Below are 9,983 nucleotides of genomic sequence, written 5' to 3' on the forward strand. Positions count from 1 at the left end.
CCGATTTCAGCTACCACTGCATGGCCTGGCACATTCCACCGGGGTCATTCCGCGGCATTGGCGGGCTGGATGTCGCCAGCCTGGGCATTCCCACGGAAGACGAGTACATCCGCCTGTACTGCGAACGAACCGGACTGACAACACCCGACGCGCTCAAGGCTGACTGGAATTTCTACATGGCTTACAACCTGTTTCGCCTTGCAGCCATTCTGCAAGGCATTGCCAAGCGTGTGGAAGCCGGTACCGCCGCCAGCGCGCAAGCCGCGAGTTCAAGCGCCGGCGCCAGGCCCCTAGCCCAGATGGCCTGGAAATTTGCGCAAAAAGCATGACCCACCCTTCAACCCATCCCTTTTTCAACTGACACAACCGGAGCTCCCATGGACTTTGACTACTCACCCAAAACAAAAGAACTTCAAGGAAAACTGCAGGCGTTCATGGACGACTACATTTATCCAGCCGAGGGCGCCTACCACGCCGAGATTGCCGCCAATACGGCCGCCGGCAAACGCTGGACACCGCTGCAAACCATTGAAAACCTGAAGCCCAAGGCTCAGGCGGCCGGCTTGTGGAACCTGTTTCTGCCGGTGGACAGTGCCGCGGCTTCCGGCTATGCCGGCGCTGGCCTGACCAATCAGGAGTACGCACCACTGGCCGAAATCATGGGCCGGGTGATGTGGTCCAGCGAAGTATTCAACTGCTCGGCCCCCGACACCGGCAACATGGAAACCATCGCCCGCTATGGTTCCGAAGAAAACAAGGCGCGTTGGCTCAAGCCCCTGCTGGAAGGCAAGATTCGCTCCTCCTTTGCGATGACCGAACCCGAAGTGGCCTCCAGTGACGCCACCAACATTCAAACCCGCATTGAGCGCCAGGGCGATGACTACATCATCAACGGCCGCAAGTGGTGGACCTCCGGCGCTGGCGACCCCCGCTGTGCGGTCTACATCACCATGGGAAAAACCAACCCTGACGCGCCGCGCCATTCGCAACAAAGCATGGTGATCGTACCGGCCAACACACCGGGCATCACCGTCGTGCGCGCACTCAATGTGATGGGCTACGACGACGCGCCGCATGGCCACATGGAAGTGCTGTTTGAAAACGTGCGGGTGCCGGTCTCCAACATCCTGCTCGGTGAAGGCCGTGGCTTTGAAATCGCGCAAGGACGCCTTGGCCCTGGACGCATTCACCATTGCATGCGTTTGATTGGTCTGGCTGAACGGGCCCTGGAGTTGATGTGCAAACGCGCGTCCACACGGGTCGCCTTTGGCAAGACCGTCGCCTCGCAAACCGTGACCCAGGAACGCATCGCCGAGTCCCGCTGCAAAATTGACATGGCCCGGCTTCTCACGCTGAAGGCCGCCTGGATGATGGACATCGCCGGCAACAAATTTGCCAAAAACGAGATTGCGATGATCAAGGTCGTGGCACCGAGCATGGCCTGCCAAGTCATCGACTGGGCGATGCAAGTGCACGGCGGCGGCGGCATGTGTGATGATTTCCCCTTGGCCTACAGCTATGTCAACGCCCGCACGCTGCGTTTTGCCGATGGTCCGGACGAAGTGCACCGCAATTCCATTGCCAAAATGGAACTGGGCAAGTATGCGGCCAACGCCAAGCCAGTCTAACTGCCGCTGACGCGCCCCAGCTAAACGACACAGCATCGACCACAGGATGGTCGATGCTATTATTTTTATAGCTGCTTGCGCATGGTTCACGAGGGCTAGCGCTATATTTTTCCTGAAAGAGGCGCCCCATGATCAACGTCTATTCCTGGCCCACTCCCAACGGGCACAAGGTTCACATCATGCTGGAAGAGTGCGGCCTCAGACTCGGCCGTGACTGGCAAGTCCATCCCGTCAACATAGGGGCGGGTGACCAATTCAAGCCCGAGTTTTTAAAGATCAGCCCGAACAACAAGATTCCGGCACTGGTTGACCCGGAGGGTCCGGACGGCAAACCCATTGCCTTGTTTGAGTCCGGCGCCATCCTGCTGTACCTTGCGGCCAAAACGGGCAAGCTTCTGCCCAAGACCGACCGCCAGAAATTCGAAGTCTTGCAATGGCTCATGTTCCAGATGGGCGGTGTCGGCCCCATGCTAGGCCAGGCTCATCATTTCCGGCTGTACGCACCCGAAAAAATCGACTATGCGGTGAACCGTTACACCAACGAGGCCAAGCGTCTTTACAGTGTCATGAACCAGCAACTAAGCACCCACCGGTACATGGCCGGCAACAGCTATTCGATTGCGGATATCGCCATCTTCCCCTGGTTGCGCAGCTGGCAAAACCAGGGGATTGACTGGGCGGATTACCCGCAGCTCAAAGCCTGGTTCGACAAAATTGCGCAACGACCCGCCGTCAAACGCGGGGTTGAAGTGCTGGCCGACCTGCGCAAGCCAATCACCGACGACAAGGCGCGCGACATCCTGTTTGGCAAAACGCAATATCAAAAACGCTAAAACCGAAAATCACCAAGGTCCTTTCGGCAAACCTGACCACAACGCATTGAGATCGGCGAAACGCCACTGGGCTGGATCTTCCCGGCTGGCAATTTTTTCTGTGGTGTCGGGACGTGACAGATCGATGACCTGCGGCACGATGCGCATATTCGATTTGGTGGAAAAGAACACCTTCACGCTGGGCGTCGTCAACGACTTGCCGGTCTGCTCAACCACGACAGCGATGCGCCCCGAGGTCAGGCGGACCAGAGAGCCAACCGGGTAAATGCCCATGCTCTTCACGAAAGCCTGAAAAACATGGGGATCAAAATGACCGTTCGCCCACTCGGCCATTTTGCGCAAAGACTCCGCCGGATCCCAACCTAGCTTGTAGGGACGATTGGACGTGATGGCGTCATACACATCACACACCGCCCCCATCTTGGCAAAAAGACTGATCTCGTCGCCCTTCAAACCCTCAGGGTAGCCCGAGCCATCTGTTTTTTCATGGTGATGCAGACAGACATCGAGCGCCATGGGGTCCACATTGACGCCGCCCAGCAGCATCTTATGCCCCGCCACCGGGTGGCTCTTGATGACGGTGAACTCGGCATCCGTCAACTTGCCGGGCTTGTTGAGCACGGCCATTGGCATGACGGCTTTGCCCAGATCGTGCAACAGCCCCGCCAGACCGGCGGATCGCGTTTGGGCTTCATCCAAACCCAATTGCTTGGCCAGTGCCACCATCATGGCGCACACCGCCACCGAATGCATGTAGGTGTAGTCGTCCACCGTTTTGAGACGGGCCAGACTGATGAGCGCGCCCGGGTTACGGGCAACCGAGTCGGCAATTTCCTCGACCAGCTGCTTCGCGCCCCCCACGTCCACGGTGTTACCCATGCGCGCCTCTTCAAACATGGAGACCACCGCCTGTTTGGCCCGCTGGCATATCTTGGTCGCGCGTTCGATTTCAACCGCCGCAGAAACCGGTGCAATTTGACGTTGCCCGTTGACCACCTGTTCTAGCTCGGCATCCACCTGGGCTTCGGACTCAGCCTCGGAAACAGCGATTTCTCCTGCGGCAACATCCAGTCCCTTGGCGCAGTCAATCCACACCTCTTTGATACTGCTGGTCAGAATAGCTTCAATATCTTTGGGATCGGTCAGGAGAAAACTCGTACGCCAAAAAGGATGCTCCATCCAGGAACCGCAAAACTCCTTGAGATGCATGCCGAGGATGAGTTGATTGACACTTATACGTTTGAGCATGGACGGTAGAAGGAACTTGCCAAAGTATATATGTCAGCGCTAACGCAATGGAACACCCAACTGCCGCAGATACGCGGCCACCTCGTGAGTAAGCACTCCGTGGGCGCGGGCCTTCTCTGCCAGCTCCGCCGCCGCAGCAGTTTGCCCTTGGGCTGCCAGCGATACCGCCGCGCCCAGCATCCAGCGTGGCTCGTCAGGTCGCAGTTTCAGGGCCATTAAATAGGCCGCAGCAGACTCCTGGTGGCGCCCCAGTCGCTGCGCCGCATTGCCCCGAATAGCCCAGACATCTGCAAAACCAGACAACGCTGGCTCCAGGCGGGTGAGCATCTCCAGAGCCTGACTCACCCGTCCGTCTGCCAACTCCATTCGTGCCAGTTCACGGGCCAACGAAGCAAGCACTGAATTGTTGCCAGAAGGCGTGACGGCCAGGTTTGCCCGCTCGGCGACAGCCAGCGCCTCGCCCAGGAGGTCAATGGCAGCCTCGTGAGAACCCGAGTTCCACAGACTCTGAGCCAGTGCCAATGCTTCCAGGGCGGGCGACGGGCGCGGGAGACTTTGCGGAATCACCAAGGCGGCGGCAGGAACGGTTGAGGCCAAAGCACTGGTCCGCTCATTCAGCGACGGTCCGGTCAATGATCGCTCAGGCAAGGGGCGTGGCATGCCAACCCCACTGGGCCTGGATGCTGTATCCAGACCCGGCACACTCTTGAAGGTGTTGTCCATCTTCAACGAAACAGCTGCCGACGAACCCGATTCAAACATAGGCAATTTTGCAATCATGGGAGGAGCCAGGATGGCAACCTTTTGCGGCACATCGGCTGTATCGACAGTGGCACGCCCCGAATTGGAAGCAGGGGCTGCTTCGGCCACTTTTTGCTGACCTGCAGGAGCAGCCACTGTCACCACTGAGGTTACCGGTGGTGCGGGCGTAGATGCCGGGACAGGCTTGACCTGATCCACCTTGCGTTGCTGAAGTACATGTTGATTCAGGTACCACCACGCCCCGGCCGCACCAACCAACACCATGGCCGCTGCCGCCATCAAAGCAGCGTTGCGAGAGGTTTCCCGCTTGCGCCTGGTTCGGTCTGAATCGTTCACGACCAGCGTACCGCGTGCAATCCCCGCCGTCGATCCGTCGGTGCGAACCGGAATCGTGCCAGCAGCCTGCCGGCTGTCGAGGTCACGCAACATTTTGTTGATCACACTCACCGCGATCCTCCGGGATGTTCATCCTGAAATTGCTTTACCGCCGCCTTCGTGGCTCCTGGCCTTGTGCTGCGCCAGACGCCCTTCCAGCCCAACCACGACGACACCCACCACGGCACCGGAGCCCGCACGCCCGGTGTTTCGGACGCGGCCATGCGGACATGGCGCACCTTCACTCGGTGCTCGTTCTCGCCATACGCCAACATCAAGCACTTGTGCGCCAACACGTTCACGAGGCGCGGCACGCCGCCGCTAAAACGGGCAATTGACTGCGCCGCATCGGCCTCAAACACCCGGGTATCGGTGACGTCACTCAGTGCCGCCGTCGCCAGGCGATGCGCCAGATAAGCGGGTACCCGATGGGCCATCATGGGCCCCAGGTATTCACTGAAGGTGATACGTTGCAACAACTGCCGAATTTCAGGGCGAGACAGCTTTTCATCAAGTTCAGGTTGCCCCAGCAAAACGAGCTGCAACAACTTCTTCTTTTCCGTTTCCAGATTCGACAGCAGGCGAAGACTCTCCACCGTGCGCAAGGGAATTGCCTGCGCCTCATCAATGCACACCACCACGTGACGACCCGCCTCGGCGTGCTTCAACAGGCAATCGCGCAACGCGTTAAACACTTTGTGGCGGCTCACGGGCGGTGCCACGTCAACACCCAACTCATGGGTCAAGGCCATCAGCAGATCATCCGGTCCCATGTCCGGGTTCGGTATATAGGCCGTCACACACTCACCTTGCAGCGTCTTGAGTAACTGACGACACAACACCGTCTTGCCACAACCGACCTCACCCACAATTTTCAGAAAACCTTCGCCACTGCGTAGCGCAACCAGCAACATGTTGAGCGCGGCCTGTGCGCCTTCATGCGGAAAGAAAAAGGCACTGTCCGGCGTGATGGAGAACGGCGCCTCACGCAAGGAAAAATGCCGTGAATACATCACTTCACAAGACTTGTTGGCTTGCGTTCTTCCACCGTGCCATCGAGACGAATCACGCGCGCGCGCGCAACGTCCATGTCGTCCAGCGCCGCGCGCGTGCGGCGGGTTTGTGCTTCCCAGTCCTGCGCCGTGCGGATGATGGTTGGTTTGATCAGTACCACCACTTCTTTTTTGCGCCCGGTGTTGGCACGGTTACCCAAGAGGGTGGAGAAAAATGGAACATCGCTGGTTCCGGGCAAGCCCGATGAACTGCGATTGGATTCAATCTGCATCAAACCGCCGATGGCCACAATATTGCCATCCTGAACACGCACCAGCGTATCGGTCTCATTCACACTGCTCGACGCCAGCGGCAAACGGTAATTACCCAAACTGCCGAGATCAATCTGCTTGGTTTTTTCCGACACAGCCGTAACAGAGGGATGAACGTGCAACATGATGTTGCTACCTTCATCAATCTGGGGCGTGACGTCCAGCGAAATGCCGGAAAAGAACGGTGTCAACGTGACGGTGGGCGCTGTCGTGCCAGCGGTCGAATTCGTGGTGGAACTGGAAGTCGTACCGCTGGATACATTGGTTACAAAAAAATCTTCCGATCCGACTTTGAGGACGGCTTTCTGGTTGTTCAAAGTCGCAATGCGCGGACTCGAGAGAATCTGCACATCACCTTGGGTTTCCAGGAAGCCCAGCACGGCCTGAAAGCCATCCCTGGCCAACGCCAAACCGAACAGGCCGGTGCCTGCCGCCGGCAGCGCGATACCGTCGGCCAGCAATGCGGTGCCTGCGGCAAAACCAGGAAGATTCGCCTGAACACCACTAACCAAAGTATTGCTGGTCGTGTTGCCGCTGAGCACGCCCGCGGCGCCGGTTGCGCCTCCGCCATTTTTCAGCGCCGACCAATCAATACCGCTCTGGAAACCGTCGCGCAGCTCCACTTCCACCACTTTGGCTTCAAGCATGACTTGTCGGTCTACCGCAATCTGCGCCGCTTTGAGAAACTTGTCGACCTGCCGCAACTCATCCGGCATGGCGCGCACCGCCATGATGCCCGCCTGCGGACTGGTAATGACACTGCGACCTTCGCCGCTCCCCACCAAGCCACGCACAGCACCGGCAAGCTCTGCCCAAAAATCAGTCTTGGAAGTGGTCGCAACGCGGCTGCCTTCTCCTTGCTGGCTGCTACCGGAGGCAGGGGTCGCCGCTCCCGCGGTCGTACCACCTGCAGCTGAGGTCGGTAGAGTTGAACCAGACGACACGCGCAACTCACTGTTACCCACACGCTGGGAGTTCAGATAATTCACCGTGAAAATTCGGGTCTGCAGCGTGGGCGCATAAATGGTGATGCGTCGACCGTCGATCTTGAAGTCGTAACCATACACATCGCGAATCGCTTCAAGGGCTTCAGCTACCGTCACGCCACGCAGGGTCACCGACAATGTGCCAGCCACATCCGGGTGCATCAGCATGCTGTAGCGCGTGTCAGCCACAATCGCCAAAAACACGTCGCGTGCCTGGGCGTTGTTCACCAGCAGGTCCAGCCTGGGCTCAGGCGGCAGCGGCACCACGGGCGGCGCTGGTTCTGCCAGCGCATCACTGATACGCGAGGGCACGGCGACCGGCTTGGCGACAGTGGCCGGTGACAAATCTGCGCGAACCGCCGCACCTACATCAGGCGTTCGCAGGGGCCGTTCAGCGGCACAGCCAGCGAGCAAACCCACGCCCAGCGCAACACACAAACCGGGCGATGAGAACGACCGCGTCCAACCACCGCGCCCCGTTTGTGCGAATTGGAAAATATCAATCATGGCGGGGGCTTTTCGAGTCATTGAGATAGACCTCACGGTTGAACGTCGGCGCGAGGAGCGACAGGAGAATGTGTTTTGGAGGAAGGGGCCACCGTACGACGCTGGATGCCAGGGAACTGATGCACTTTGCGCAACACGCCGCCTTCGCGCAACCAGACCTCGGTCTCACTGATACGTTCGATACGCGCCTGGCCCAGTTTTTGTCCCTGCGCATAAAGACGGGTACCTACCACCAAATACGGGCGTCCATTGCGCACAATGACCGTCATGGCACCCGGCTCAATACCCAAGAATTTCTCACCCGATGCAGTGCCAGCATACCCCGCCTCGGCCGGAGGCACAGTGGGGTCACGCAGACCCTGCGCATCGACCCGGCCGAACGAGAAAAATAGTGAGATGACCATGAACCCGGCAATGCCGCAGCCCCGCGCCAGCATCGTTGCCGCAGTTGATCGACAAAGTTTCATCATGGCTGCACCCCGACCAAATACAACTGCAGTGTCAATTCCGATGGCGGTTTTTCACTTTTTAGCTTCATGACCCCCCAACGCACATTGGGCAGCGCTTTTTCGAGAGTCTGAACGTATCGCATCAACTCGGGGTAGGACCCGGACACCGTCAACTCCACACCTTGACGTGTGAGCCCAACAGGCAATGCAGCAGCACCTGAGTCAACCGCTTGAGCGGTTTTAGCAGCAGCGACCTCAGGCGCAACAACGGAGGTACGCACCAAGGTCAATCCTTCATGGCGGCGCAACAAGTGAACCAGCACCTGTGCGAGCGGGGTTGCTTCAGTCGCCGTCGGCAAGATGTCCTTGATGTTGTGGTTCACCGTATCAATCTGGCTTTTCACGGCAGCGAGTTCATCGCGCGCCACTTTGGTCGTATCGACTGGCATGGCAATGGTTTTCAACTCGCCACGTGCGCGCTGCAACTCGGCGCTTTGTTTGTCGAAACGCTGGGTCAACTGTTTGTGCGCCACCTGCGCCGGTGACAGCCACACCACGTCGGCCAAGGCCATGCAGCAGGCAATGACCGATAAAAACAAGAACACGCGCTCACGCAGACTCAAGGCGTTAATGCGCGCAGACTGCTTTTCCCACCAGCGCTTCATGGCCTGCCCCCCGCTACGGCAGAAGGGTTGCCCACCGCACTGACCAGACTGAAGGACCACACGGGGCTCGGCGTGTTTGATGGCGCGGAAACCGTCGCACCGCCCGCCCCTGCTCTCACCAGGGCGGCGCTGACGTTGTCAACCTTGACGGTTGATAACTTTTGCCCTTTAAGGAGAGGACTTGCCGCAAGCTTGCCCACCCAGTCGTTGAGCGCGGCCGGCTCCAGCGTAAAACCATTGACATCAAGCTGGTTCTCATCGGATTTCACCTCCGTCACCCATACTTGCGGCGGAATACTTTGGGCTAGCAACTGCAGGCGGGCCGAATGCCCCCAGCCAGGTCGAAACAGACCACGCTGCAACTCTTCCATCAGCTTTTCGCGCTGCAGCAACTCAGTGCGCCGACCCTGAATATCTTGCGTCAAGCCAGCGTCAACAGGCCCCACACCCGCCTTGCCGCGCTGTATGGCGGATTGCAGGCTTTCAAGCTCCTGCGATTGCGTCGCCAGGGTTTTTTTGAAACCTTCGCTGGCGACGTTGAGACTCCATACCCAAAAGGCGCACAAGCCGCCTCCCAAGACCACAAAAACGGCCAACGCCTGCACCATGGTTTGAGCCGAAAAGTAACGTTTTTGCGTTAACAGAATCGGGGTGCAGAGGTTGATTTGCTGGGGCATGGTGGCAATAGGTGTCCGGATAATCGTGCTGGTATTGTGACTTCAGAGCTTGCGACTTTCGGCCCGCATCACAACCCCCAACAAAGGCAGACACAGCGCCTTGTCGCCCAGCGACCCATCCTCGAATCCGGGAAACAGCGCATTGACATCCAGGGGTAGCACCGTCTGTCCGAGCTGCGCCCCGAGCCATTTTGACAATTCCTCACTGCGCTCGCCAGCGTAGACGCGCACGCCATTGAGCGGCATGCTGGACCATGACCGGTCCCATAGATCCAGTGAGCGCTGCACCTCCACCAAAAAGCGCTGCGCCTTGTCATCATCCCCGCCACCACCAGCAACCGATGCGGTGTGGGCAGTGCGTGTGTCGGAGTAGTCATTGCCATAGGAAACACCCCCAACGCTGTAGTCGGGCACGTATTCATCGACCGGGGTGAAGGACTTGACGAGCCCGGCGGATTCATCGCTGCCATGGACCCAGGACTCCGCTAGAAATCCTGCTGGAACCTCAAGTCGCCGCGTATAAAACAA

At 58.6% G+C, this 9,983-nt stretch carries 10 protein-coding genes and 1 pseudogene; 3 read left to right on the forward strand and 8 right to left on the reverse strand.

Annotation, left to right across the window (positions count from 1 at the left end; translation table 11 throughout):
• The 3 genes and pseudogenes from B3V69_RS13365 to B3V69_RS13375 form a co-directional block, all read left to right on the forward strand.
• Window positions 1–329: pseudogene (locus B3V69_RS13365) on the forward strand (phosphotransferase family protein); the annotation flags it as partial.
• 48 nt (window positions 330–377) lie between these two features.
• Window positions 378–1,628, forward strand: a complete 1,251-nt coding sequence (locus B3V69_RS13370) for an acyl-CoA dehydrogenase family protein (RefSeq protein WP_296447323.1) — start codon at window positions 378–380, stop codon at window positions 1,626–1,628.
• A gap of 128 nt (window positions 1,629–1,756) precedes the next feature.
• Window positions 1,757–2,461, forward strand: coding sequence for a glutathione binding-like protein (locus B3V69_RS13375; protein WP_296447325.1), 705 nt, complete (start codon window positions 1,757–1,759; stop codon window positions 2,459–2,461).
• A 9-nt stretch (window positions 2,462–2,470) separates the two neighbouring features.
• On the opposite strand, the gene B3V69_RS13380 is transcribed toward B3V69_RS13375, so the two are convergent.
• From B3V69_RS13380 to B3V69_RS13415, 8 genes are all read right to left on the reverse strand, one after another.
• Window positions 2,471–3,709: an HD-GYP domain-containing protein gene (locus B3V69_RS13380; RefSeq protein WP_296447327.1), complete on the reverse strand. Its 1,239-nt coding sequence runs from the start codon at window positions 3,707–3,709 to the stop codon at window positions 2,471–2,473.
• Window positions 3,710–3,748: 39 nt separating this feature from the next.
• Window positions 3,749–4,918 (reverse strand): tetratricopeptide repeat protein, encoded by a 1,170-nt coding sequence (locus tag B3V69_RS13385; protein WP_296447329.1) that lies wholly within the window; start codon window positions 4,916–4,918, stop codon window positions 3,749–3,751.
• The gene (locus tag B3V69_RS13390; RefSeq protein WP_296447349.1) at window positions 4,915–5,859 is read right to left on the reverse strand and encodes an ExeA family protein; all 945 of its coding nucleotides are present in this window, start codon (window positions 5,857–5,859) and stop codon (window positions 4,915–4,917) included. Before B3V69_RS13390 ends, B3V69_RS13385 begins: the two co-directional genes overlap by 4 nt.
• On the reverse strand, window positions 5,859–7,664 hold the full coding sequence (locus tag B3V69_RS13395) for a pilus (MSHA type) biogenesis protein MshL (RefSeq protein ID WP_296447331.1): 1,806 nt from the start codon (window positions 7,662–7,664) through the stop codon (window positions 5,859–5,861). The genes B3V69_RS13390 and B3V69_RS13395 overlap by 1 nt, the downstream gene beginning before the upstream one ends.
• A gap of 32 nt (window positions 7,665–7,696) precedes the next feature.
• Complete coding sequence (locus B3V69_RS13400; RefSeq protein WP_296447333.1) at window positions 7,697–8,134, reverse strand: hypothetical protein; 438 nt, start codon at window positions 8,132–8,134, stop codon at window positions 7,697–7,699.
• On the reverse strand, window positions 8,131–8,778 hold the full coding sequence (locus tag B3V69_RS13405) for a hypothetical protein (RefSeq protein ID WP_296447335.1): 648 nt from the start codon (window positions 8,776–8,778) through the stop codon (window positions 8,131–8,133). Before B3V69_RS13405 ends, B3V69_RS13400 begins: the two co-directional genes overlap by 4 nt.
• The gene (locus B3V69_RS13410; RefSeq protein WP_296447337.1) at window positions 8,775–9,455 is read right to left on the reverse strand and encodes a PilN domain-containing protein; all 681 of its coding nucleotides are present in this window, start codon (window positions 9,453–9,455) and stop codon (window positions 8,775–8,777) included. Before B3V69_RS13410 ends, B3V69_RS13405 begins: the two co-directional genes overlap by 4 nt.
• 42 nt (window positions 9,456–9,497) lie before the next feature.
• Window positions 9,498–9,983: hypothetical protein (locus B3V69_RS13415; RefSeq protein WP_296447339.1), on the reverse strand; the 486-nt coding region annotated here is incomplete at its 5' end.

Origin of the sequence: Rhodoferax sp. UBA5149, assembly GCF_002413825.1 — a bacterium.
In the GTDB taxonomy this organism is placed as follows: Bacteria; Pseudomonadota; Gammaproteobacteria; order Burkholderiales; family Burkholderiaceae_C; genus Rhodoferax.